Genomic DNA, 23542 nt, shown 5'->3' with positions numbered 1-23542 from the left:
ACCCATGAGCGAGAGCACGTCCTTCGTGCAGTGGCGTGAGCGGGCTCGGTCGGAGATCCGGGAAGAACGTCCGCATGTGCGGTGGCTGCTGGTGGTCGCCGCGATCGTCGTGATGGTCGGCATCCTGGCCGGGGTGATCGCCTTCCTGCTCGGGTGAGCGAGTGGGGCGGTTTCGCTCGAAACCGCCCCACTCTTCACTCGGTCCGGGCGGGGTCAGACCCTGCCCGCTTCGCGGAGCAGGATGGACACGGCCGCGTCATTGCGCGCCGTTTCGCGGGGAATGACCTCGTCCGGAGGGTAGAAGCCTTCGATCCCGCCGCTTGCCGGATACATCTCGAAGGTGAACGACAGAATGTCGTGCTCGGCCCACATCCAGTCGTTGACGCTGCCGTCGGTGACGTAGAGATCACTGGACTGCTGAGGGGTGTAACCGTTCGTGGCGGCCATGGCCCGGCCGGTGCGGGCGAACCGGTCGTACTCCTCCCGTGTCATGCCCGGTGCGGTGTTGTTCTCGGTGTATCCGTACGGCCACAGCACCAGTTCCGAGAAGGTGTGGAAATCGATGTGTGCCGTGATCTGCTGCTCACCGTCGATGACGCGGGAGTCGGTGAAGTCCCGGATCGCCGAGGTCTCCGGGGCCGAGAAGGGCGCGGGGCCACGGTAGGTCGAGGCGTTCGGGTCACCACTGGAACCGCCGCAGCAACCCCACTTGTGACCCCAGTTGCGGTTGAGATCGGTGGGCGTGGACTCGCGGTTGCGTCGCCAGCCCCGGTAGGTGACGCCCGAGACGTCGTGGACGGAGCCGTCCGGATTGACCATGGGCACGATCCAGATCTCGCGAGTGTCGACCATCTCCGCGATGGCGGGATCACTGGCGTACCCGTCGGTGTAGCGCTGCACGATGTGCAGGCACATCTCGGTGGTGAGGTGCTCCCGGGCATGCTGGTTGCAGGTGAACAGGACCTCGGGCTCGTTCTCGTCCGCGGTGACGTTGTCACTGATCTTGAGCACCGGGATGTCCCTGCCCATGGCGGAGCTGCCTGCGCTGGACTGCACGGCGAGACCGGGATGCTCGGCGACTGCCGTGCCGAGTTCGGCGACCATTTCGGTGTAGGTGTGGTAATCCCGGTCCTGCGGGGGGAACCCGGCGGTGAGCCCGTTGCCGCTCGCCGGCGGGAGTGCGTCGGTGATCTCGCGCTTGCCGCGCAGTTCGAAGCCGGCCTCGCGCAGCCGTGCGGCCTGCTGCGGAGTTGCTTCGACGGTGGCGGTACCGTCCCGGACGGACAGGACCAGGGCTCCGTTGCGCATGATTGCGGTGCGCGACCGGCTGTCGGTGTTCGGCACCGTGTAGATCGCTGTGTCCCGAGCCGTTTCCTGTTCGGGTGTGGGCCGGGGCTCCGCCGCGACGGTGGCCTCGACCGCCGGTGTCAGCAGGAGAGCCGCGGCGGCCGTGATCACCGCGATTCTGCGCCGTGAGGGAAACATCACGCCTCCGATCGATCACTGGTGTGACCGGCAGAGGATCACCGAGCCCGGCATGATCGGCAACCCACTTTCGTCTGATCGGTACCGTCCGTCGTGGCTGCTCGAGGCGCCGGCTCCCACAGCCAGGCCCAGCCGGAGGTTCCGCCACCCGCACCGCGACGCACGCCGATCCGCGCACCCTCGCGGTCCGGCCGGTCGGATCTGCCCGTCCGGCCCGCAGGGGCGGCGACTACCCTGGAGGGGAAACCCGGCACGGAAGGACGCCCATGCTCACCCGTACTGACCTGCGCGGTCGTGTCCCCTCGCCCGGCGAGCTGCGTGCCACGCTGCCGCGCGCCGGAACCGACGTGGAGCACGCGCTGCATCGGGTGCGCCCGGTGATCGAGGCCGTACGGGACCGGGGCGTGGCGGCGGCCCGGGAGTACACCGAGCAGTTCGACTCGGTGTTGCCGGAGCAGGTACGGGTCCCGGAGAACGAGCTGCGGCGCGCACTCGACGAGCTCGACCCCTCGGTGCGTACCGCACTGGAGGAGTCCATCGCGCGGGCCCGCAGGGTGCACGCGGACCAGCGCCGCAGCGACGTGACGACGGAGGTCGCGCCCGGGGGGACCGTGACCGAGCGATGGGTACCGGTGAGCCGGGTCGGGCTGTACGCGCCCGGGGGACTGGCCGTTTACCCGTCGAGTGTCGTGATGAACGTCGTACCGGCTCAGGCTGCCGGAGTCGGGTCCCTCGTGGTCTGCTCCCCGCCGCAGGCGGAGTTCGGCGGGCGCCCGCACCCGACCATCCTGGCGGCCGCGCAGCTGCTCGGTGTGGACGAGGTGTGGGCCGTCGGCGGTGCGCAGGCAGTGGCGCTGCTGGCCTACGGCGGGACCGACACCGATGATGGCGAGCTGCTGCCGGTGGACATGGTCACCGGACCGGGCAACCTCTATGTGACCGCCGCCAAGCGGCATCTGCGCAGTGTGATCGGTATCGACTCGGAGGCGGGCCCGACCGAGATCGCGGTCCTGGCCGACACGAGCGCCGACCCGGTGCACGTGGCCGCCGACCTGATCAGCCAGGCCGAGCACGACACGCTCGCGGCGAGTGTGCTGGTCACCACCTCCGAGGAATTCGCCGATGCCGTCGACACCGAGCTCGAGCGCCAGGTCGCGCAGACCAAGCACATCGAACGCATCAGGACCGCGTTGACCGGCACGCAATCCGGTTGCGTCCTGGTCTCCACCGTCGACGACGGCATCCGGGTGGTCGATGCCTACGCGGCCGAGCACCTGGAGATCCAGACACAGCAGGCCTCGGAGGTGGCCGCACGCGTCCGTAACGCGGGGGCGATCTTCGTGGGGGCGTTCAGTCCGGTGTCGCTGGGTGACTACTGCGCGGGCTCCAATCACGTGCTGCCCACCGGAGGATGCGCGCGGCATTCCTCCGGACTGAGCGTGCAGAGCTTCCTCCGGGGCATTCACGTGGTCGACTACACCGAGCAGGCCCTGCGCGAGGTGACCGACCAGGTGATCGCTCTCGCCGATGCCGAGGACCTGCCCGCGCACGGGCAAGCACTGACCGCTCGCTTCCCGGTATAGGTCGCGGGCGGGACCGGCATGTGCGCCCGGGTTGAGCACCGAAGCGAAAAATCCGTACGTGAAACAACTTGCAACCACACCGCACGGCGGTGAAGGACGAGGTAGCACGCCCATGAGTGATGTGATCGGTGGCGGCACGGCGCTGAGTGACCTGCCGCTGCGGGAGGATCTGCGTGGTCGCAGTCCCTACGGTGCCCCCCAGTTGGACGTCTCGGTCCGCCTGAACACCAACGAGAACCCGTTTCCTCCCCCGGAGGATCTGGTCGCCGACGTGACCGCCTCCGCCGAGGAGATCGCCGCCTCCCTGAACCGCTACCCGGATCGGGACGCCGTGCAGCTGCGCGAGGACCTCGCCGCCTACCTCGCCGCCGCCACCGGTGTCACGATGTCGGCGGCGAACGTGTGGGCCGCCAACGGGTCCAACGAGGTGCTGCAGCAGCTCCTGCAGGCCTTCGGGGGACCGGGGCGCACCGCACTCGGGTTCGAGCCGTCCTACTCGATGCATCCGATCCTGGCCGCGGGTACGCGCACCGAGTGGCATCCCGCGCCGCGCCGCGCCGATTTCGGCCTCGACGGTGCCGAGGCCGCTCGCGTGGTGGCAGAACGGCGTCCCGATGTGGTTCTGCTGGTCAGCCCGAACAACCCGACCGGCCAGTCGGCCACGGTGGAGGACCTGCGGGCGGTTGTCGAGGCCGCGCCCGGCATCGTCGTGGTGGACGAGGCCTACGTGGAGTTCTCCGCGCGGACGAGCGCGGTGGCGTTGATCGAGGAGTACCCGGCGAAGCTGATCGTCAGTCGCACCATGAGCAAGGCGTTCGCCTTCGCCGGTGGGCGGCTCGGCTACCTCGCCGCGGCACCGGCTGTCATCGACGCGTTGTTGCTGGTACGTCTGCCGTACCACCTGTCGGCTCTCACCCAGGCTGCGGCGCGTGCCGCGCTGCGCCATGCCGAGGGCACCCTCGGCTCGGTCAAGGCGCTGGTCGACGAGCGGGAACGGGTGACTCGGGGCCTGCGGGAACTGGGACTGACCCCGGTGCCCAGCGACGCCAATTTCATCCTGTTCGGGCGGTTCGCCGACGCACACCGGGCATGGGAACGCTACCTGGACTCCGATGTGCTCATCCGCGACGTGGGAATCCCGGAACACCTGCGCGTGACCATCGGTACTCCGGAGGAGAACGACGCCTTCCTGGCGGCGAGCAAGACGGTACGTGAGGAGATGGCCCAGTGAGCGAGCCCCTGTCGGGTGAGTCCCTGTCCGGTGAGTCCCGGTCCTTCGCGGCGAGAAGCCGCACCGGCCGGATCGAGCGGACCACCAAGGAGTCCTCGGTGCTGGTCGAGCTCGACCTCGACGGTACGGGACAGGTCGAGGTCGATACGACCGTGCCGTTCTACGACCACATGCTGCACTCCCTGGGCACGCACGCGGGCTTCGACCTGACGGTGCGGGCGAGCGGGGACGTCCACATCGACGCCCACCACACCGTCGAGGACACCGCGATCGTGCTCGGGCAGACGCTCCGGCAGGCACTCGGCGACAAGAAGGGCATCCGCCGGTTCGGCGATGCGTGGATCCCGATGGACGAGACGCTCGCGCATGCGGCCGTCGACGTCTCCGGACGTTCGTACTGCGTGCTCACCGGGGAGCCGGAGCAGTACAATACGTTCACGATCGGCAACAACTACCCGTTCGTGCTCAACCGTCACGTGTTCGAGTCACTCGCCTTCCACGCGCAGATCAACCTGCACGTCCGTGTCCTGCACGGTCGCGACCCGCACCACATCACCGAGGCCCAGTACAAGGCGATCGCCCGAGCGCTGCGTGCGGCCACCGAGCCGGACCCGCGTTTCGCCGGGGTCGTCCCCTCCACCAAGGGCGCTTTGTAAAGCCGGGCGGCGCGGCCGAGCTTGTGGAGTGAACGGAACTTTCACTCGCATAGAAGTAACGAAAGTTCCGTTCACTCGCTATCGACTTGCCGCCATGGCTCCATTGTGTCGCTCATTAAGCAACACGATGGGACATGCGCAACAATGGGGTTGCATGCTGGAGTCCCGGGAGAGCTCTCCCGTTGCGGGCGGAAAGGAGCGGGGCCGATGGTCAGGACGCTGCCTGCCACCACCGGCATCGGAGCCACCGAGCGTCGCGATCAGGGGTCGATTCTCGATGCGATCGGCGGTACTCCACTGATGTTGCTGGAGGGCATCTGGGTCAAGCTCGAATACCTCAACCCCTCGGGGTCGATCAAGGCGCGGATCGCGAAGTACATGATCGAGCGTGCCGAGCGGGAAGGGCTGCTGCACAGCGGAGACACCATCGTCGAGGCCAGCAGCGGCAACACCGGCAATGCCATGAGCATGGTCGCCGCGGCCAAGGGCTACCGCATGCTGGTGGTGATGCCGGAGAACATGAGCACCGAACGCGCGGCCATTTCCCGGGCCCTGGGAGCCGAGGTGCTCACGGTCGGTGATTTCCACGTCAACGAGGCCCTGGCCAAGGCCGCCGAGCTCGGCGAGCGCCCCGGCTACTTCGCCCCGCAGCAGTTCGACAACGACTGGAACGCCGAGGAGAACCGCACCTGGCTCGGTCCGGAAGTGCTGGAGCAGCTCCCGTCCGGTGTGGTTCCCGACGCCGTGATCGCCGGTGTCGGGACCGGCGGCACGATCATCGGGGTCGGCCAGGCGTTCCGGCGGGTCAATCCCGCCTGCCACATCGTGGCGATGGAACCGGACGAATCCTGCACGCTGCAGTGCGGCGACATCGACAAGCATCTCATCGAGGGGGTCTCCGACGGCTTCGTCCCCGGTATCTTCGCCCGACACCGCGGGATCGTCGACGAGCTGATCGCCGTGAGCAGCGCGGACGCGCTCGCCGAAATGCGCCGGTTGAGCGCCGAGCACGGCCTGTTCGTCGGCCCGTCGTCCGGAGCGCACCTGCTTGCCGCCAAGCGCCTGCGCGAGCGCCGCCCGGAGCTGGCCGACGTGGTGACCTTCCTGTGTGACGAGGGAGAGAAGTACCTCACCGAGCACTACACCTGAAGCTTCCCGGAGGTACTGCGGACGTGGTCGGGCACGGCTCCGCAAGTTGCTCGACTCCCACAGCAACGGAATAGTTGCTGCGCATGCGTGCCCACCATGTCCTGATGTCGCGGCGGGCGCCGCCGCGCCCGGTACTCGCGTTTCTGCTGATCGCCGTACTGGCACTGGCGAGCTGTACGAACTCCGCGCCACCGCCGCCGGATTCCGGCACATCGGCACCCGGCACGCCGAGTACCGCCCCCGGCTCCTCGCTCGGTGGTCCGGTGTTCGGCCGCATTCCCGAGATCATCGACAGGGTGCGGCCCTCGGTCGTCACCGTGCGGACCTCGAAAGGAGTCGGCAGCGGCGTGGTCTATCGCTCGAACGGCGTCATCGTCACCAACCGGCACGTCGTGGCCCGCAGCAAGCAGCAACGGGCACCCGTCTTCGACCGGGTCACCGTCGTCTTCGCCACGGGCAAGCAGGCGCAGGGCCGGGTGATCGGAGCCGACTACCCGACCGATCTCGCCGTGATCAGGGTGGACCGGACGGGGTTGAATGCGGCGGAATTCCAGACGAAGACACCCGAGGTCGGCGAGCTCGCCGTGGCCATCGGCAGCCCCCTCGGTTTCCGGGAGTCCTCGACCGCGGGCATCGTCTCCGGGCTCAACCGCAGCTTCCCGGCAGAGCAGACCCAGCGGCCACTGATCAACCTCATCCAGACCGACGCGGCGATCTCGCCCGGCAGCTCGGGCGGTGCCCTGGTGGGCAAGAACGCGAAGGTCGTGGGCATCAACGAGCTCTACCTGCCCCCCGGGCAGACCGGTGCGGTCTCGATCGGCTTCGCCATCCCCTCGGCAACGGTGGTCGACGTGGTCGAACAGATCCTGCGCACGGGCAGTGCGGAGCACGCTGTCCTGGGGGTCGCCGTGGTCGAGGTCACCCCTGCTCTGGCCGAGCAACTGGGACTCCAGCAGGCCCGGGGCGTGCTCGTGCAGCGCGTCGTCGAGGGCAGCGGCGCCGCCGAAGCGGGCATCCGCTCCGGTGACGTCATCGTCCGTCTCGCCGGTCGGCGCATCGACACGATCAACACCGTCTACTCCGTGCTCCGCAAGCACGATCCCGGCGACACGGTGCAGGCCACGATCATCCGGAACGGGCAGGAAAGGCAGTTGCGGATCACCCTTTCGCAACGGTGACGGCTCCAAGGCGGAATCACCGGGGCGGTACCGGTCGCCGGGGCCGCCTTCGTCAAGGGATGACTTATGCTGATCATCAGTATCATCGCCGCGCTGGCGGCCGGTGCGTGCTTCGCGGCCGGCGGGGTGCTGCAGCAGCGGGAGGCCAGCACCGCACCCGAGGGCGAATCCTTGTCGCCGCGGCTGCTGCTGGACCTGGCTCGGGACAAAGTGTGGCTCGGAGGTATCGCCGCCACCGCAGGCTCGTTCCTGTTCAAGGCGATCGCACTGGCCTTCGGCCCCCTGACGCTGGTACAGCCGCTGATCGTGTCCGAACTGCTGTTCGCCGTCCCGGTTTCGGTGCGCAGGCACCGGTTGCGGTTGGGGCCGCGGGAATGGAGCGGGATCGTCGCCGTGGGCGGCGGCCTGATACTGGGCATCATCGCCGCCTCGCCCAGTCGGGGCGATGTGCTTCCGCCGCTGTCGTCGTGGGCCGCGATGCTCGGCGCCATCGTGGTGCTGATGGCAGTGTCGCTGCTGATCGGGCGCCGACTGTCCGGACCGGCACGGGCCTCGACGTTCGCGCTGGCCGCCGTCGCGCTGCTGGCGACCCAGTCCGCACTGCTCGCCGCCACCGTCGCCCTGTTCAAGCAGGGCATCGTCACCGCGTTCACCGCATGGCAGCCCTACGCGATGGCGGTGACCAGCATCGTCGGGCTCATGCTCGTACAAAGTGCCTACCAGGCGGGTCCGCTCGCGGCGAGCATGCCGGTCATGGACACCGCGAACCCGGTCATCTCCATCGCCATCGGTGTGCTCGTCTTCGGTGAGTCGATCAACACCGGAGTCTGGCACCTTGCCGGAGCGGCGGGGGGCCTGGCGTTGCTGCTGACGGGGATCATCGTGGTCGACACCTCCCCGCTGGTGCACCGCGTGCAGCAAGTCGAGCAGCAGCAGCAAGCCGAAACGGACGAACAGGACCGGTAGCGCGACCATTCCACTCCGGAAGGCGGAGGCGAAGGAACCGTGAGCGAGAATGCCGGTTCCGAACGGTAACGCCCCACGATCCCACGGAGCCATCCTGTGCAGGACTACCTCCCGATCCTCCTGCTCGCCCTGGCGGGCTTTCTCATCGGCGGCGTCTACGTGACGTGGAAGACCGCCAAGCTCCTCGCCGCCCTGCTCGGGATCGCCGCCGTGGTGGCACTGGCCGGCGGGATCCTGTGGCTGTGACGGATCCACGCCGGCCGGCGACGGATGGTCGGGTGACGAGGCTGACCGGGTTCGGGTGGCAGGTGGCTACAGAACCACGCTCAGGGCCAACACCATCCCGAGCGAGACGACCGAAGCCAGCATGGTCACCACGGTGCACGTTTTGAGCGTGCCCCGGGTGGACAGGTTCAGCAGCCGCTGGAACATCCAGAAGAAGTTGCTGTTGACGTGCACGGCGAACAGTGCGCCGGATCCGGCGGCCAGCGCGACCAGCAGCGGGGAGATGTCGATGCTGCCGAGTACCGGCGCCAGGATGCCTGCGGCGGTGATGGCGGCCACCGAGGTCGAGCCGATGCACACGTGCAGCACGGCTGCGATGATCCACGCCAGGATCAGCGGCGACAGCGCGTTCGAGGAGAAGTACCCGGCGAGGATGTCCTCCAGTCCGGTCTTGCTGATCACGGCGCCCAGGGACCCGCCGACGCCGGTGATGACCAGGATGCTGCCGCACTCGCGCAGCCCGCGGCTCAACGTGTTTCCGGCCTGTTGCCGCGACAGGCTGCGCCACGCCAGGAAGTACGCGCCGACCACGCCGAGGAACAGTGCGACGAGCGGATCCCCGAAGAACGCGAGCGGACCCGACGAGACGCCAGCGACCTTGGCGATTCCCCCGGCGGCGATGAGTGCGATCGCGACCAGCAGCGGAAGCAGGGAGACGCCGAGAGAGGGGAGCTTGGCCGACTCGGCACCTGCCTCAACCGGTTCGTCCGCGGGCGCGTCCTGTGGAGACAGCTCGTCGGAGTTCCGGTTCCACAATCCCCGCTCGAGCAGCTGCTTGTACAGGAAAGTCGTGATCAGCGCGGTCGGCACGGTCACCACGAGCCCGAACAGCAGCATCGAACCCAGCGGTACGTTCAGCAGCCCCGCGACGGCCAGGGCGCCCGCACCGGGAATGACCAGTACCAGTCCCAGTTCCGATCCCAAGATCAGTGCCGCGCCCATCGCGGCGGTTCCGTCCCGCCGGATGCGAGGCGCGATGGAACGGCCCAGCGGCGCCGTCAACACGAGCAGCACATCCGTGTAGATGGCCGGGAACACGCTGCTCATGGAGGTGCTGAAGACGTAGGGAGCGCGTTCGGCGCCGAAGACGCGCAACAGCGACTCGGTCAGCTTCCGCAAGGCCCCGGTGGCCGACAGCAGCGAACCCAGCAGGACACCGAACGTGATCAACAGTCCGATACTGCTCATGATGTCGCCGAAGCCGTTCGTGATGGCCTCGACGGTGCCCTGGAAACCCAGCCCGGTGGCCAGACCCAGATAGATCGAACCGGTCAGCAGAGCGATCAGTGGCTCGATCCGTGCGACCAGGATCAGCAGCACCGTGGCAGTGAGCGCGATGGCCGTGTGCAGCAGGATCAGTACGTCACTCAACCGGACCTCCTTGTCGTTGTCGTCCACGAGTCACGGCGGGTGAACGGGTCCGGTGCGGCGGGGCCGCCGATCGCCCCGGACCTGCCCGTGCTTCGGATCACGCCGTGCATCGCGGGGACTATGAACGCCGGTTGGTGGCGCCGTCACGTTTGTGTTCACTACGTTCACCGGTCGGTAACTCGACATGTTCGACAGGAGGGCCGTGGTACGGAACCGGTTTCGCCGCAGCTCCGGCGGATGGAGCCTGGCGCGGCAGTTGTTCGCCCTGCAGGTTGTGATCGTGGTCACCGTCGTCGTGGCCGGGGCGGGTTTGGCCTGGTACGACGCGCAGCGGCGCAATCAGCAGGCCGCACGGCAGGAGGTGATCGCGGTGGCCGAGACACTGGCGGCCACACCTCAGCTGCGCCGCGCTCTGCGTCTGTCCGAGCCGAGCACGGTCCTGCAGCCCTGGTCGAAGGAGGTGCAGACCGACACCGGCGTCGACTTCATCACCATCATGGACCCGCGCGGTATCCGCTACACCCACCCCGAGCCGCGCCGGATCGGGGAGCGGTTCTGGGGACACATCGGACCGGCCGTGCGGGGGAGGACGTTCACGGAGACCTACACCGGCACGCTCGGCCCTTCCGTGCGTGCGGTCGCACCCGTGTTCGGCGAGGAGGGCGAGGTGCGCGCCCTGGTCAGCGTCGGGATCAAGGTCAAGGTGCTCACCCGCGAGTTCCGTGATCAGCTGACCGTGCTGATCGCCGTGGCCGGGCTGGCCCTGCTGCTCGGAGGAGTGGGCACCTACTGGGTCAGCAACCGGCTGCGCAGGCACACCCACGGGCTCCGGCCCGCCGAGCTGAGCCGGATGTACGAGTATCACGACGCGATCCTGCACGCGGTACGGGAAGGACTCCTGCTCGTGTCACCGTCGGAAGTGCTCACCCTGTGCAACGACGGCGCGGCGGCGCTGTTGTCGGTGGACTCGACCGAGGTCGAGGGCACGGCGCTCGCCGAGGCCGGACTGCCGGAGTCGTTGGTCGACACTCTCCGCGTCGGCCGCGACGTCCGCGACGAGGTGCATCTGACCGCCGACAGGGTGGTGCTGGTCAACGTCTCGACCGTCCGCAGCGGCGGGCGGAACCTCGGGAGTGTGGTCACCCTGCGCGATCACACCGAGCTGCAGGCGTTGACCAGGGAACTCGACTCGATGCGCGGGTTCTCGGAGTCGCTGCGCTCGCAGGCGCACGAGTCCGCGAAACGGCTGCACACGGTGGTGTCGCTGATCGAGCTCGGGCGTACCGGGGAAGCCGTGGAGTTCGCCACCGCAGAGCTCGCGCTCGCCCAGCAGCTCACCGACCGCGTGGTGGGGGCGGTGACCGAACCCGTGCTTGCCGCCGTGCTGCTCGGCAAGAGCGCGGAGGCGCACGAGCGCGGAATCGAAGTGGTGCTCACCGAGGACACGGCGGTCGACGAGGAGGCGATCGAGCACATCGCCTCCCGTGATCTCGTGACCATCCTGGGCAATCTCATGGACAACGCGATCGAGGCGGTCATGGAGGGCACGCGCGAGCAGCGGCCGACCATCACGGTCACCGCCCGCACCGACCCCGACACCGGAGAACTGGTGCTCCGGGTTGCCGACAACGGTCCCGGGCTCGATCCCGCTTCCACGGGGCAGGTCTTCGAGCGCGGTTTCTCGACCCGGGACGACGGGCGCGGACTCGGGCTGGCGCTGGTGGGGCAGAGCTTCCGCCGTTACGGCGGCCGCGCCGAGGTCGGTGAACACGGCGGCGCCGTGTTCACCGTGCACCTGCCGCAGACCGCGCCCCGCGGAAGCCACCTCACGGGAGCGCGAGCGTGATCTCGGTACTGATCGTCGAGGACGACCCGGTCGCGGCCGAGGCGCACGAGCTGTACGTGCAGCGCATCGCGGGGTTCGAAACCGCCGGGCGGGTGCGTACCGGTCAGGCCGCGCTGCGGTTCCTGGAGCAGACACCGGTCGACCTGGTGTTGTTGGATCTGCGGCTGCCGGACATGGACGGCCTCCGAGTCAGCCGCGCCCTGCGGAAGGTCGGCAGCGGTACGGACGTGATCGCGGTGACCTCGGCTCGTGATCTCCGGATCGTCCGGGAGTCGGTGGCGAGCGGAGTGGTGCAGTACCTGCTCAAACCGTTCACGTTCGCGGCGATGCGAGACAAGCTGGAGCACTACGCACAGTTTCGTTCCAACCTCGGTCACGATCGCGAAGCCAGTGGTCAAGGCGAAATCGACCGGGCCTTCTCGGCGTTGCGGGCAGTGAGTCCCTCCTCGCTGCCCAAGGGCATGAGCGAGGAGACTCTCACCGCTGTCGTCTCGGCGATGCGCGAGCGTCCGCACGGGGCCTCGGCGGAGACGATCGGCCGAGCCAGTGGTGTGTCGCGGGTGACCGCACGGCGCTACCTGGAGTACCTCGTGGACACCGGCATGGCCGTACGCCGGCCCCAGTACGGTGGAGTCGGGCGCCCCGAGATGGTCTACCTCCGGAACACCGAGACGTGAATTCGACGGTGAGTCAGTTGCTCACCGCGCACTGGCCGCGGTCCACCCGTTGCGGGATGCCCGAGGTGGGGCGGATGTCGTCGTCGAAGATCGCCGTCGGCAGGTAGAGCGTGGCGCAGGCGTTCGGGATGTCGACCACACCGGACAGGCGGCCCTCGATCGGCGCGGCGCCGAGGAGCAGGTACGCCTGCTCGGGCGTGTAGCCGAACTTCGTCAGGTACTCGATCGCGTGCAGGCACGCACGGCGGTAGGCCAGGGTCGTGTCGAGGTAGCGCTGCTCGCCGGACTCGGTGACCGACAGGCCGGCGAAGGTGAGGAATTCGGTGTAGCGCGGCTCGATCCTGCCGGGCATGAACACCGGCGCGGAGACGCCGAACGTCTCCATCCCGCCCTTGATCACGTCGACGTGCAGGTCGATGAACCCGCCCATCTCGATCGCACCGCAGAAGGTGATCTCGCCGTCTCCCTGACTGAAGTGCAGGTCCCCCACCGAGAATTTCGCCCCGGGCACGTACACCGGATAGAACACCCGGGAGCCGCGGGAGAGATTCTTGATGTCCTGGTTGCCGCCGTTCTCCCGTGGTGGGGCGGTGCGGGCGGCCTCGCCTGCGACCCGGTCGTACTCGTCCCCGCTCAGCCCGCCCAGACGGGCGTTGTTCGGTTCCGGCGGCAACGCCAGGGGTGGCACCCGTGTCGGGTCGGTGTCGCGCAACGCGCCTTCCCGGTCGTTCCACCGGCTCAGCATCTCCGCCGACGGCGCGGTGCCCATCAAACCCGGGTGGGCGAGCCCGGTGAAGCTCACTCCCGGCAGGTGGCGCGAGGTCGCGGTGTGGCCGTGGAAGTCCCACACCGCCTTGTAGGCGCTGGGGAAGTGGTCGGTGAGGAAGCCGCCGCCGTTGTCGCGGGCGAAGATCCCGGTATACCCCCAGCTCTGTCCCGCAACCGGCCCGCTCTCCTGCGGCACCGGTCCGAGGTCGAGGACGTCGACGACGAGCAGGTCACCGGGCTCGGCGCCCTCGACGGCGATCGGCCCGGACAGCTGGTGCACCAGGGACAGATCGGCGTCACGCACGTCGTTGGCGGAGTCGTCGTTGTGGATCGTCCCGTCGAACCATTCCCGGCACTCGAGACGGAACTCCGAATCCGGGCGCACCGTCGCAGCCGGTGGAATATCGGGATGCCATCGGTTGTGTCCGAGCACGTTCTGCTCGGTGAAGCTCTGGGACTGGTCGACGCTGAACAGGACCTCGGGCATGGGAATGCTTCCCTTCGGCGCGGTCAGGGGCGGGGCAGGCGGGCGTGGCGCGGATCGTGCGTGGTGCGAGCCGGGGCCGCCGGAGGTGGTGTTGTCACCACATCGGGCTCGTCGGCACTGCGCAGGCTCTGCTCATGAGCCCGGGTGAGCGGACCCGCCGCGCGGTTCAGCCGGGGTGCGGTGAACAGCCGCGGGGCCGGAACCGCACACACCGGGCACGGTTCGGTGGCCGCTGCGGTACCCAGCGGCCTGCTCGTGTCGAAGGGTCCACACTCCCGGCACCGGTAGAGGTAGGTGGGCATCGCGTGGCGACCTCCGTGCGGCGGCTGTGACGGCGATGCCGCGAGAATTTCCCGTAGTGAGGGCGCTCGCACCTCGGCGGGCGCGAAATCACGTGATCGGGTGTATCCGCCTTACAAACCGCCGTCGGCGTCGGGGCGCAGGCGGGGAGCCCCCGGTCCGAACTCGGCCATCCGGTCGTCGGTGTTGTGCAGCGCGCAGGTGCGCAGGGACAGGCAACCGCATCCGATGCAGCCGGTGAGTCGATCGCGTAGTCGCTGCAGCCCGTCGATGCGCGCGTCGAGTTCGTCGCGCCACCGCCGGGACAGGCGTTCCCAGTCGGCCTTGGTGGGGGCGTGATCCTGTGGCAGCGTCGCCAGCGCCTCGGCGACCTGCTCCAGGCTGAGCCCGACGCGCTGGGCGGCGCGGATGAAGGCCAGTCTGCGCAGGACGCCGCGTTCGTAGCGGCGCTGGTTGCCGCTGGTCCGGGTGGCCGAGATCAGACCGCGGTCCTCGTAGAACCGCAGCGCCGTCTGTGCCACTCCACTGCGGTGGGCGACCTCGCCGATGGTGAGCAGTTTCGGCAGTTTCGACACGCTCCGACCCGTTCTCTTGACTTCAAGCGAACTCGAAGTTCGATGCTAGCGCCATGACGATGACCACGAAACCCGGCGCGGAACCGGACTACGCCGATCTGCCCGCGTTGTTGAACCGCATGGCCGGCGACGAGAAGCACTCGCCGGCCGCGCATTCCACCCTGGACGTGCTGTGGGTGCTCTACGACCGGGTACTGGCCGTGAACCCGCACAACACGGCCGATCCCGAGCGGGACCGCTTCCTGCTGTCCAAAGGCCACGGTCCGATGGCCTACTACGCCGTGCTCGCCGCCAAGGGGTTCTTCGACCCCGACCTGCTGCACGGCTGGGGCGAGTTCGACTCGCCGCTGGGCTTCCATCCCGACCGGACGCTGGTGCCGGGGGTGGAGATCGGCAGCGGATCGCTCGGGCACGGCCTGCCGCTGGCGCTGGGTACCGTCCTCGGCCTGCGTGCACGCGGTCACACGCACCCGCGCGTCGTCGTGCTCGTCGGCGACGCCGAACTGGAGGAAGGCAGCAACCACGAGGCCATCGCGCTGGCAGGGCGGCTGGGCCTGGGACAGCTGACCACCGTCGTCGTCGACAACTCCTCCTCCACCCACGGCTGGCCGGGAGGAATCGGCGAGCGCTTCGCCGGAGAGGGCTGGCGGCAGCGCACCGTCGACGGTCGCGACCACGACGCCCTGCGCAAGGCGCTGACCGACACCCGCACCGACCGGCCGCTCGCGGTGGTCGCACACGTGACGGAGAGGGGAGTTCTCGCATGACCGCACTCGCAACGACCACCATGCCCGCGGCCGGCATGCGCGAGGTCTTCACGGACACCATGAGCACCGCCCTCGATGCCGACCCGCGAGCGGCCGTGGTGCTGGCCGAGATCTCCGCCGACCGGTTCACCGAGGCCGCGCGGCGCCACCCCGACCGAGTGATCAACGTCGGCATCCGTGAGCAGGCGATGATCGGCGTGGCGGGAGGTCTGGCCCTGGCGGGAATGCGCCCGGTGGTGCACACGATCACGCCGTTCCTGGTCGAGCGGCCCTTCGAGCAGATCAAACTCGACCTCGCCCATCAGGGTGCCGGTGCCGTCCTGGTCAGCACCGGCGCTTCCTACGACTACCCGGCGGCCGGCCGGACGCACATGGCCCCGGGCGATGTCGCACTGCTGGACACACTGCCGGGCTGGACCGTGCACGTACCGGGCCATCCCGCGGAGGTCCCGGCGATGCTGAACTCGGCGCTGGCCACCGACGAGCCCGTCTACATTCGCCTCTCCGATCGCGGCAATGCCGAACCGCTGGCCGAGGGACCGAAGTTTCGGCCCGTGCGGCACGGACGTCACGGTGTCGTCGTCGCCGTGGGGCCGACGCTGCGTCCCGTGCTCGCCGCGACCGCGACGCTGGATGTGACGGTGCTGTACGCGCCGACGATACGGCCGTTCGACTCCGCCGGGCTCCGTGCCGCGGTGTCGGCGGCGAGCCCGGACGTCGTGCTCGTCGAGCCGTACCTGCGCGGTACCTCCACGCACGTCGTCAGCGACGTCCTGTCCGACCTTCCGCATCGTGTGCACGCCCTGGGCGTTCGCCGTGACGCGGAACTGCGCGCCTACGGCACCGCCGAGCAGCACGAGGCCGCGCACGGGCTGGGACCGACCGGTATCGCCGCGAGCCTGCGGCAGTTCCTGGAATAGCGGAATCCGCGTGCCGGCTGCGTGCCCGGGAAGGACGCGGCTGACACCGCTTGCTCGACGATCGCACGCAGCCGCCGGTGCGGGACCGGTAGCCTGGAGGGCGTGGCACGAGTCGTCGTACTGGACTACGGATCCGGCAACCTGCGTTCCGCCGAGCGCGCGCTGGAACGCGCGGGCGCCGATGTCGAGGTGACCTCGGACCGGCGCGCCGCGCTGGAGGCCGACGGCCTCGTCGTTCCCGGCGTCGGCGCGTTCTCGGCCTGCATGGACGGGTTGCGCGCCGCCGGTGGCGACGGGATCGTCGATCGGCGCCTGGCCGACGAGCGCCCGACACTCGGGATTTGCGTGGGCATGCAGATCCTGTTCGAGCGTGGTGTGGAGCACGGCGTTCATGCGGAAGGCGTCGGGCAGTGGCCCGGGACCGTCGAACGCCTGCACGCCGAGGTGCTGCCGCACATGGGCTGGAACGAGGTCTCGCCGCCGGAGGGCACCACCCTGTTCGCGGATATGGATCCGGACACGCGTTTCTACTTCGTGCACTCCTTCGCGGTGCGCAAGTGGGAGACAGCATCCTCGGAAACATCTCGTGCACCACTGGTGACCTGGGGCGAGCACGGTGAGCCGTTCGTGGCGGCCGTGGAGCACGGAGCCCTGTCGGCGACCCAGTTCCACCCGGAGAAATCGGGCGAGGCGGGCACGCGGTTGCTGCGGAACTGGCTGGGTGGCCTGTGAGCACCCGGCGGTACGGACTCATGCGCCCGGGCGGTGCCGCGCGGGTGGTCGCGCTCGTGCTGTGCCTGGGCATGGTCGTCGGCTTCTCGTCCACGTACCTGGTCTCGGCGGGAGTGCCCGTGTGGATCGTGCTCCTGCTCGCGCTTGCCGTGGTGGGGATGCCCGTGGTCGCCGCCGTGCGCTCGAACTCCGGAACCGGCCGGGACCGTCGCTGAAAACGCCGCGTCGTAGAGTTGGGGCGTGACTTTTACTCTGCTCCCCGCTGTGGACGTGGCCGACGGTCAGGCGGTCCGGCTCGTGCAAGGCGAGGCCGGAACCGAAACCTCGTACGGCGACCCATCGGAAGCCGCGCTGGCGTGGCAACGTGCGGGGGCGGAGTGGATCCATCTCGTGGATCTGGATGCGGCCTTCGGCCGTGGTTCCAACCGGGAGCTGCTCGCGAACGTGGTGAAGCAGCTCGATGTGAACGTCGAACTCTCCGGCGGGATCCGTGACGACGCCTCGTTGAAGGCCGCCCTGGACACGGGGTGTGCTCGGGTCAATCTCGGTACGGCCGCGCTGGAGGACCCGGAGTGGACCGCTCGGGTCGTCGGCGAACACGGCGAGCGGGTCGCGGTCGGTCTGGACGTGCGGATCACCGAGCAGGGGCATCGGCTGGCCGCCCGGGGCTGGACCCGTGACGGCGGGGACCTCTGGGAAGTCCTGGAGCGACTGGACAGCGCCGGGTGCCGCCGCTACGTGGTCACCGACGTCAGCAAGGACGGCACCCTGCAGGGGCCGAACACGGCCCTGTTGAGCGAGGTGTGCTCGCGCACCGATGCCGCCGTCGTCGCCTCCGGCGGTGTCTCCACTGTGGATGACCTCGTCGCGCTGTCGAAGCTGGCGCCGCTCGGCGTGGAGGGTTCGATCGTGGGCAAGGCCCTCTACGCGGGCAACTTCACCCTCGAAGAGGCCTTGGCCGCCGTTCGCTGACGGCCTCACCGCCTCACCGCCTCACCGCCTCGCGGCCGCGGCGGTCAGCGCCGACAGCGACGGGCTGGAGTCGGTGTCCATCCGCAGGGTCGGCCTCCGCGGTCGAACTCGGGACCATGCCTCTGCACCGATTCCTGTCGGCTTCGCGGGCTCGTCGCGGCGGGCGGCTGAGGGGCCTTCCCAGCGGCTCCGTATGCTGGCGGTATGGCCGTCGCGGTGCGTGTGATCCCCTGCCTGGACGTGGACGCGGGCAGAGTTGTCAAGGGCGTCAACTTCACCAACCTGGTGGATGCCGGCGATCCCGTCGAGCTGGCCGAGGTCTACAACGCCGAGGGCGCCGACGAACTGACGTTCCTCGACGTCACGGCCTCCTCGGCCGACCGTGAGACCACCTACGACGTGGTGCGCCGCACGGCGGAGCAGGTGTTCATCCCGCTGACCGTCGGGGGCGGTGTCCGCAGTCCCGACGACATCGACCGGCTGCTGCGCGCGGGCGCGGACAAGGTGAGCCTGAACACCGCCGCGATCGCCCGTCCCGAACTGCTCCGCGAGTCCTCGCAGCGGTTCGGTGCGCAGTGCGTCGTGCTGTCGGTGGATGCCCGCCGGGTACCGGAGGGAGGAACACCCACCCCCTCGGGATTCGAGGTCACCACGCACGGTGGTCGCCAGGGCACGGGTATCTGTGCCGTGGAGTGGGCGCAGCGCGGCGAGGAGCTGGGCGTCGGCGAGATCCTGTTGAACTCGATGGACGCCGACGGCACGAAGGCAGGCTTCGATCTGGAGATGCTCCGTGCCGTACGTGCCGCGGTACAGGTCCCGTTGATCGCCAGCGGGGGCGCGGGTGCGGTCGAGCACTTCGCACCCGCGGTGCATGCCGGTGCCGACGCGGTCCTGGCCGCCAGCGTGTTCCACTTCGGACAACTCCGTGTCGACGAGGTCAAGGAAGCGATGCGCGCGGAAGGGATCACGGTCCGGTGAGCGAGGAGGAAACAGCCACCACCGAGCTGGATCCGGCGATCGCCTCCCGGCTCAAGCGCAACGCCGACGGGCTCGTCGCCGCCGTCGCCCAGCAGCGCGGCACCGGCGAGGTGCTGATGATGGCGTGGATGGACGATGGAGCGCTGCAGCGGACGCTGACCACCCGCCGGGCCACCTACTACTCGCGCAGCCGCGCACAGCGCTGGGTCAAGGGGGAAACCTCCGGCCACACCCAGTATGTGCATGAGGTCCGCCTGGACTGCGACGGCGACACCGTGCTGCTCGTGGTCGATCAGGTGGGTGCGGCCTGCCACACCGGTGAGGCCACCTGCTTCGACGCCGATGTGCTCCTGGCGGAGGCGGGCCCGCCGACTGCGTGAGATTCCGCCCCTCGGGCGGAAATGCCCGGCATCGAGGTCGAGACCTCAGGAAGAGCCGGTGCCGGACAGCTCGCCGGTGAGGTAGCGCTGCAGATTGGGGGCCACGGCATTGGTGACGGTGTCGTGATCGGCCGAAGCCAGCGGTTCGAGCTCCACGACGTAGCGCATCATGCCCAGCCCGACGATCTGCGTACCGCACAGGGCCGCGCGCAGCTCGGGTCGGTCCATGTCCAGTGCCCGGACCAGCCTGCCGAAGAGCACGGTGGTGATGAACTCGCGCAGCATCCGTGCCGCCGTCTCGTGGCCGGCGATACTGCGCACCAGCGCCATGAACTCGCCACCTTCGCGGGCATCCCAGGTCGCCAGGAACGTGCGCACCATGCGTTCGGCGATCCCTTCCCGTCCTCCCTCCAGGAAGTGCGGGATCAGCTCGCTCGGGCTGATCGGGATGGACACCGAGGCGGTGAACAGGCTCTCCTTGCCGCCGAACCAGTGATTGACCATGGCCGGGTCGACGCCCGCCCGCATCGCGATCGCCCGTACCGTGGCACCGTCGTAGCCCTGCTCGATGAACATCTCCCGCGCTGCCTCCAGGAGCGCTGCACGGGTGTCGGCACCCCCGGGCCGCCGCCCCCGGCGGCGGGAGGCGCGCGAGTGATCGTCCCGATCGGTGTCGCTGCTCACCCGGCCATCCTCGCCGCCGGAGTCGGCGGGAGGCAAAGCGGGTATACCCGGGATGAGCAGTTCCGAGAGGGCGCTTGCGCCGCTGCGGTGGGCTTGTGCTCGACTGCTCGGCAGCCCTTTCGTCACGTTCTTCCGGAACCGTGCGTCGAGGTGGCGAGTAGCCGTTCGGAGCCACCCGGCACAATGACGGCATGGTCGGCGACGGTGACATCGGCAGCATCACCCCGTCTCGTGCCGAGTTCCGTGAGCTCGCGGCGGGGCGCCGGGTGATTCCGGTCGTGCGGCGGTTGCTCGCGGACGACGAAACCCCGCTCGGCGTGTATCGCAAGCTTGCGGGGCAGCGTGCAGGCACGTTCCTGTTCGAATCCGCCGAGAACGGCCGCTCGTGGTCGCGCTGGTCGTTCGTCGGCGCGCGGAGTGCGGCGGCGCTGACCGTGCGGGACGGGCAGGCGTACTGGACGGGTACCCCGCCGGTCGGGCTGCCCGAAGGCGGCGATCCGTTGGAAGCCCTGCGCGAAACCGTTCGGCTCCTGCGCACGGATCCGTTGCCGGGACTTCCTCCGCTGACCGGGGGCATGGTCGGCTATCTCGGTTACGACGTCGTGCGCCGCCTGGAGCGGCTGCCCGAATCGACCGAGGACGACCTGCGGATTCCCGAGATGGTGATGCTGCTGGCCACCGACCTGGCCGCGCTGGACCACCACGAGGGCACCATCACGTTGATCGCCAACGCCGTCAACTGGGACGACAGCCCGGAACGTGTCGATCTCGCCTACGACGACGCGGTGCGCCGCCTCGACGAGATGACCGAGCAGCTCTGCACACCCGCGGAACCCACCGTGGCGGCTTTCTCCCGTCCGGAGGCGCGCTTCACCCGCAGGCGTCAGCCCGAGGAGCATCACGAGGCCGTGAACCGGGCCAAGGAGGCCATCCGGTCGGGAGAAGCCTTCCAGGTCGTGGTCTCGCAGCGATTCGAGATGTCCACCGATGCCGATTCCCTGGACACCTACCGGGTGTTGCGGACCACCAACCCCAGTCCCTACATGTACTTGCTGCGGCTGGAGGATCCCGAGGGGGGCGCCGACTTCGACATCGTCGGATCCAGCCCGGAATCACTGGTGACCGTTCGTGACGGGCAGGCCACCACGCACCCCATCGCGGGCACGCGCTGGCGTGGTGCCGACTCCGACGAGGACGCGTTGCTGGAGAAGGAGCTCATCAGCGACGAGAAGGAACGCGCCGAGCATCTGATGCTCGTCGATCTCGGGCGCAACGATCTGGGACGGGTCTGCCGCCCGGGTTCGGTGCATCCGGTGGACTTCTTCCGGATCGAGCGCTACAGCCACGTCATGCACATCGTCTCCACCGTGTCCGGAAAGCTGGCGGAGGACCGCAATGCGTTCGACGCCATCGCGGCGTGCTTTCCCGCGGGAACGCTGTCCGGCGCCCCGAAACCTCGTGCGCTGGAACTGATCGAGGAGCTCGAACCCACTCGGCGAGCGCAGTACGGCGGTGTGGTGGGCTACCTCGATTTCGCGGGTGACGCCGATACCGCCATCGCGATCCGCACGGCGCTGGTGCGCGACGGTACTGCCTACGTGCAGGCGGGGGGCGGCATCGTCGCCGACTCCGACCCGGTCGCCGAGGATCAGGAGTGCCTGAACAAGGCCAGGGCGGTGCTCAATGCGGTGGCCACCGCCCAGACCCTGCGGCAGCCGGCCGGGCGGCGATCGGCGAGCGTCCCGCTCGAGGAGGCCGCACCGGAGGCCGGGACGGCCGAGCCGGATCGCGAGCGCATGCGGTCGGCCACGGATGGTGCAGTGTCGTGACCGACGAGCGGGAATCCGAGGCGCCACGGCCACCGAATCCGCGCCGCCTGCTTTCGGTCGTGGTGCTGCTGATGTTGGCCGCTGCTGCGGCGCTGTGGGGCGCGAGTGCCCTGACCTGGGGAAGCCAGCGCTATTCGACCCGCTTTTCCGGTGAGAAAACCGCGGCGGTCAGCGGGGCCATGGTGCGTCCGGAGCTCGTGCCGCTCGCGCTGGCCACCCTGGCCGGGGTCGCCGCCCTGCTGGCCACCGGTGGGTGGCTGCGGCGCATCATCGGCCTGCTGATGATGGCCGAGGCAGGTCTGCTCGGGTGGCGGGTGGCCGAGTGGGCAACGGGTCCGCCGCCGCTTGCCGCCGCGGCGGAGTTGCCGCCCGGAAGCACTCCGGTGGACGTCGTGTCGACGAATCCGGCGGGGGCACTGCTGACGACGCTCGGTGCGGTGTTGCTGCTCGCGGCCGGCCTGCTCATCGTGGTGCGTGCTCGGTCCATGCCCGCGATGGGAGCGAAGTACTCCGCCCCGGCCACGGCGAAGCGGGAATCCCGGGACCCGGACCGGCGGCTGTGGGAGGCGCTCGATGCGGGAGAGGACCCCACCGATCCGCCCGGGGATGGTGATCGCCATTCCTGAAGAGGCGGGGCCGTCCGGGCCGGACAAGCCTCACCCGGCGTTGCCGGAACAGGCACCACCACATCCGGGCTCTCGGGCGCCAGGGACGAAGGTCCTTGCTGCGCTGGGACATTCCGCCCGACCCCTTGGACGGGCGAGGCACCGCACGGGTTTAGCATCAATGACGCGACCGGCACGGCGGGGAAGGGGAGTGTCGTGATCGAGCGCAAGGAATGCATCTGCGCACACAACGACTTGCGAACGAGTGCCAGGCCAGCGCAAGGTGAGGTGCTCGCGTGAGCGTGCTGGACACCATCATCGAGGATGTCCGTGCGGACATGGCGGTCCGCGAGACCGCGGTCCCGTTCGAGGAGATCAAGCAGCGGTCCGCGGCCGCGCCACCGCCCCGGGACGTCTGGGGCGCTCTGCAGCAGCCCGGCGTGGGAGTGATCGCCGAGGTCAAGCGGCGCAGCCCCTCCAAGGGCGAGCTGGCGGGGATCGGCGAGCCCGAGGACCTGGCCGCCGACTACACCGAGGCGGGGGCACGGGTGATCAGTGTCCTCACCGAGCAGCGCCGGTTCGGGGGGTCGCTGGCCGATTTCGACCGTGTCCGGGCCAGGGTGAACACGCCTCTGCTGCGCAAGGACTTCATCGTCAGCCCGTACCAGGTGCACGAGGCACGTGCCCACGGTGCGGACATGGTGCTGCTGATCGTGGCCGCACTCGAGCAGAATGCACTGGAAGCTCTGCTCGACCGGGTGGAGTCGCTCGGCATGATGGCGCTGATGGAAGTGCACACCGCCGAGGAGGCCGATCGGGCGCTGGCGGCCGGTGGCAAGATCATCGGTATCAACGCGCGGAACCTGCATACACTGGAAGTGGACCGGGAGGTCTTCGGCCGGATCGCGCCCGGGCTGCCCCCGGAGGTGCTCAAGATCGCCGAGTCCGGGGTGCGCGGCCCGAGCGACCTGATGGCCTACGCCGGTTCCGGCGCCGACGCCGTACTCGTCGGGGAAGGGCTTGTGACCAGTGACAATCCGCGTACTGCGCTGACCCAGTTGGTCACGGCCGGGTCCCACCCTGCATGCCCGCGGTCCAGCCGGGGATAGGAGACTTCG

General features: G+C 69.2%; 26 protein-coding genes. 20 read left to right on the top strand and 6 right to left on the bottom strand.

The features are described from left to right. Positions 1–4: 4 nt before the first annotated feature. Entirely contained in the window at positions 5–157 is a 153-nt protein-coding gene (locus DFQ14_RS22040) for a hypothetical protein (protein ID WP_170206316.1), read from the top strand. 56 nt (positions 158–213) lie between these two features. Here DFQ14_RS22040 and DFQ14_RS12595 read toward each other — a convergent pair whose 3' ends face one another. Continuing rightward, the gene (locus DFQ14_RS12595) at positions 214–1485 is read right to left on the bottom strand and encodes a M14 family metallopeptidase (protein WP_114453548.1); all 1272 of its coding nucleotides are present in this window, start codon (positions 1483–1485) and stop codon (positions 214–216) included. A gap of 266 nt (positions 1486–1751) precedes the next feature. On the opposite strand from DFQ14_RS12595, the gene hisD reads away from it, so the two are divergent. The 7 genes from hisD to DFQ14_RS22035 all read left to right on the top strand — a co-directional run bounded on the left by hisD (position 1752) and on the right by DFQ14_RS22035 (position 8494). Further along, the gene (gene hisD, locus DFQ14_RS12590) at positions 1752–3068 is read left to right on the top strand and encodes a histidinol dehydrogenase (RefSeq protein ID WP_114453439.1); all 1317 of its coding nucleotides are present in this window, start codon (positions 1752–1754) and stop codon (positions 3066–3068) included. A gap of 112 nt (positions 3069–3180) precedes the next feature. Then, complete coding sequence (locus tag DFQ14_RS12585) at positions 3181–4299, top strand: histidinol-phosphate transaminase (protein WP_114453438.1); 1119 nt, start codon at positions 3181–3183, stop codon at positions 4297–4299. Between the two features lie 23 nt (positions 4300–4322). Beyond that, complete coding sequence (hisB, locus tag DFQ14_RS12580) at positions 4323–4955, top strand: imidazoleglycerol-phosphate dehydratase HisB (protein WP_114453547.1); 633 nt, start codon at positions 4323–4325, stop codon at positions 4953–4955. A 207-nt stretch (positions 4956–5162) separates the two neighbouring features. Beyond that, positions 5163–6104 carry a PLP-dependent cysteine synthase family protein gene (locus DFQ14_RS12575; RefSeq protein ID WP_114453437.1) on the top strand — a complete coding sequence of 314 codons (942 nt, stop codon included), beginning with the start codon at positions 5163–5165 and terminating at the stop codon, positions 6102–6104. A 104-nt stretch (positions 6105–6208) separates the two neighbouring features. Further along, positions 6209–7282, top strand: coding sequence for a S1C family serine protease (locus DFQ14_RS12570; protein WP_218956402.1), 1074 nt, complete (start codon positions 6209–6211; stop codon positions 7280–7282). Positions 7283–7348: 66 nt separating this feature from the next. Continuing rightward, on the top strand, positions 7349–8248 hold the full coding sequence (locus tag DFQ14_RS12565; protein ID WP_114453435.1) for a DMT family transporter: 900 nt from the start codon (positions 7349–7351) through the stop codon (positions 8246–8248). Between the two features lie 96 nt (positions 8249–8344). After that, a complete protein-coding gene (locus DFQ14_RS22035) occupies positions 8345–8494 on the top strand; it encodes a hypothetical protein (protein WP_170206315.1) in 150 nt (49 codons plus the stop codon). 66 nt (positions 8495–8560) lie between these two features. Here DFQ14_RS22035 and DFQ14_RS12560 read toward each other — a convergent pair whose 3' ends face one another. After that, a complete protein-coding gene (locus DFQ14_RS12560; protein WP_114453546.1) occupies positions 8561–9904 on the bottom strand; it encodes a GntP family permease in 1344 nt (447 codons plus the stop codon). 202 nt (positions 9905–10106) lie between these two features. Between DFQ14_RS12560 and DFQ14_RS12555 the strand changes: the two genes are divergently transcribed. After that, complete coding sequence (locus tag DFQ14_RS12555) at positions 10107–11750, top strand: sensor histidine kinase (RefSeq protein WP_246195478.1); 1644 nt, start codon at positions 10107–10109, stop codon at positions 11748–11750. Further along, positions 11747–12427 (top strand): response regulator, encoded by a 681-nt coding sequence (locus DFQ14_RS12550; protein WP_114453433.1) that lies wholly within the window; start codon positions 11747–11749, stop codon positions 12425–12427. The genes DFQ14_RS12555 and DFQ14_RS12550 overlap by 4 nt, the downstream gene beginning before the upstream one ends. Positions 12428–12440: 13 nt before the next feature. On the opposite strand, the gene fmdA is transcribed toward DFQ14_RS12550, so the two are convergent. From fmdA to soxR, 3 genes are all read right to left on the bottom strand, one after another. Continuing rightward, a complete protein-coding gene (gene fmdA / locus DFQ14_RS12545; protein ID WP_114453432.1) occupies positions 12441–13682 on the bottom strand; it encodes a formamidase in 1242 nt (413 codons plus the stop codon). Between the two features lie 23 nt (positions 13683–13705). Continuing rightward, positions 13706–13984 (bottom strand): FmdB family zinc ribbon protein, encoded by a 279-nt coding sequence (locus DFQ14_RS12540; RefSeq protein ID WP_114453431.1) that lies wholly within the window; start codon positions 13982–13984, stop codon positions 13706–13708. A gap of 111 nt (positions 13985–14095) precedes the next feature. After that, entirely contained in the window at positions 14096–14548 is a 453-nt protein-coding gene (gene soxR / locus DFQ14_RS12535; RefSeq protein WP_114453545.1) for a redox-sensitive transcriptional activator SoxR, read from the bottom strand. A 62-nt stretch (positions 14549–14610) separates the two neighbouring features. Here soxR and DFQ14_RS12530 point away from each other — a divergent pair, with 62 nt between their 5' ends. The 7 genes from DFQ14_RS12530 (at position 14611) to hisI (ending at position 19306) form a co-directional block, all read left to right on the top strand. Then, a complete protein-coding gene (locus tag DFQ14_RS12530; RefSeq protein WP_114453430.1) occupies positions 14611–15324 on the top strand; it encodes a thiamine pyrophosphate-dependent enzyme in 714 nt (237 codons plus the stop codon). Beyond that, positions 15321–16244 (top strand): transketolase family protein, encoded by a 924-nt coding sequence (locus tag DFQ14_RS12525; protein WP_114453429.1) that lies wholly within the window; start codon positions 15321–15323, stop codon positions 16242–16244. Before DFQ14_RS12530 ends, DFQ14_RS12525 begins: the two co-directional genes overlap by 4 nt. Before the next feature lie 102 nt (positions 16245–16346). Beyond that, complete coding sequence (gene hisH / locus DFQ14_RS12520) at positions 16347–16976, top strand: imidazole glycerol phosphate synthase subunit HisH (protein ID WP_114453428.1); 630 nt, start codon at positions 16347–16349, stop codon at positions 16974–16976. Further along, positions 16973–17191 carry a hypothetical protein gene (locus DFQ14_RS12515; protein WP_246195477.1) on the top strand — a complete coding sequence of 73 codons (219 nt, stop codon included), beginning with the start codon at positions 16973–16975 and terminating at the stop codon, positions 17189–17191. Before hisH ends, DFQ14_RS12515 begins: the two co-directional genes overlap by 4 nt. A 25-nt stretch (positions 17192–17216) precedes the next feature. Beyond that, entirely contained in the window at positions 17217–17948 is a 732-nt protein-coding gene (priA, locus tag DFQ14_RS12510; protein WP_114453427.1) for a bifunctional 1-(5-phosphoribosyl)-5-((5-phosphoribosylamino)methylideneamino)imidazole-4-carboxamide isomerase/phosphoribosylanthranilate isomerase PriA, read from the top strand. A gap of 204 nt (positions 17949–18152) precedes the next feature. Continuing rightward, positions 18153–18926 carry an imidazole glycerol phosphate synthase subunit HisF gene (gene hisF / locus DFQ14_RS12505; RefSeq protein ID WP_114453426.1) on the top strand — a complete coding sequence of 258 codons (774 nt, stop codon included), beginning with the start codon at positions 18153–18155 and terminating at the stop codon, positions 18924–18926. Positions 18927–18952: 26 nt separating this feature from the next. Beyond that, positions 18953–19306 (top strand): phosphoribosyl-AMP cyclohydrolase, encoded by a 354-nt coding sequence (gene hisI / locus DFQ14_RS12500; protein ID WP_420810163.1) that lies wholly within the window; start codon positions 18953–18955, stop codon positions 19304–19306. Between the two features lie 45 nt (positions 19307–19351). Here hisI and DFQ14_RS12495 read toward each other — a convergent pair whose 3' ends face one another. After that, positions 19352–19990: a TetR/AcrR family transcriptional regulator gene (locus DFQ14_RS12495; protein WP_114453424.1), complete on the bottom strand. Its 639-nt coding sequence runs from the start codon at positions 19988–19990 to the stop codon at positions 19352–19354. Positions 19991–20181: 191 nt separating this feature from the next. Between DFQ14_RS12495 and DFQ14_RS12490 the strand changes: the two genes are divergently transcribed. The 3 genes from DFQ14_RS12490 to trpC all read left to right on the top strand — a co-directional run bounded on the left by DFQ14_RS12490 (position 20182) and on the right by trpC (position 23533). Further along, a complete protein-coding gene (locus DFQ14_RS12490; protein ID WP_114453423.1) occupies positions 20182–21819 on the top strand; it encodes an anthranilate synthase component I in 1638 nt (545 codons plus the stop codon). Beyond that, positions 21816–22445, top strand: a complete 630-nt coding sequence (locus tag DFQ14_RS12485) for a Trp biosynthesis-associated membrane protein (RefSeq protein ID WP_114453422.1) — start codon at positions 21816–21818, stop codon at positions 22443–22445. The genes DFQ14_RS12490 and DFQ14_RS12485 overlap by 4 nt, the downstream gene beginning before the upstream one ends. Positions 22446–22720: 275 nt before the next feature. After that, complete coding sequence (gene trpC / locus DFQ14_RS12480; protein ID WP_114453421.1) at positions 22721–23533, top strand: indole-3-glycerol phosphate synthase TrpC; 813 nt, start codon at positions 22721–22723, stop codon at positions 23531–23533. Positions 23534–23542: the final 9 nt, after the last annotated feature.

Source organism: Halopolyspora algeriensis (assembly GCF_003337235.1).
Lineage (GTDB): Bacteria > Actinomycetota > Actinomycetes > Mycobacteriales > Pseudonocardiaceae > Haloactinomyces > Haloactinomyces algeriensis.
The sequence above is the reverse complement of the archived record's forward strand: the minus strand, read 5'-3'. Positions and strand labels throughout refer to the sequence as shown.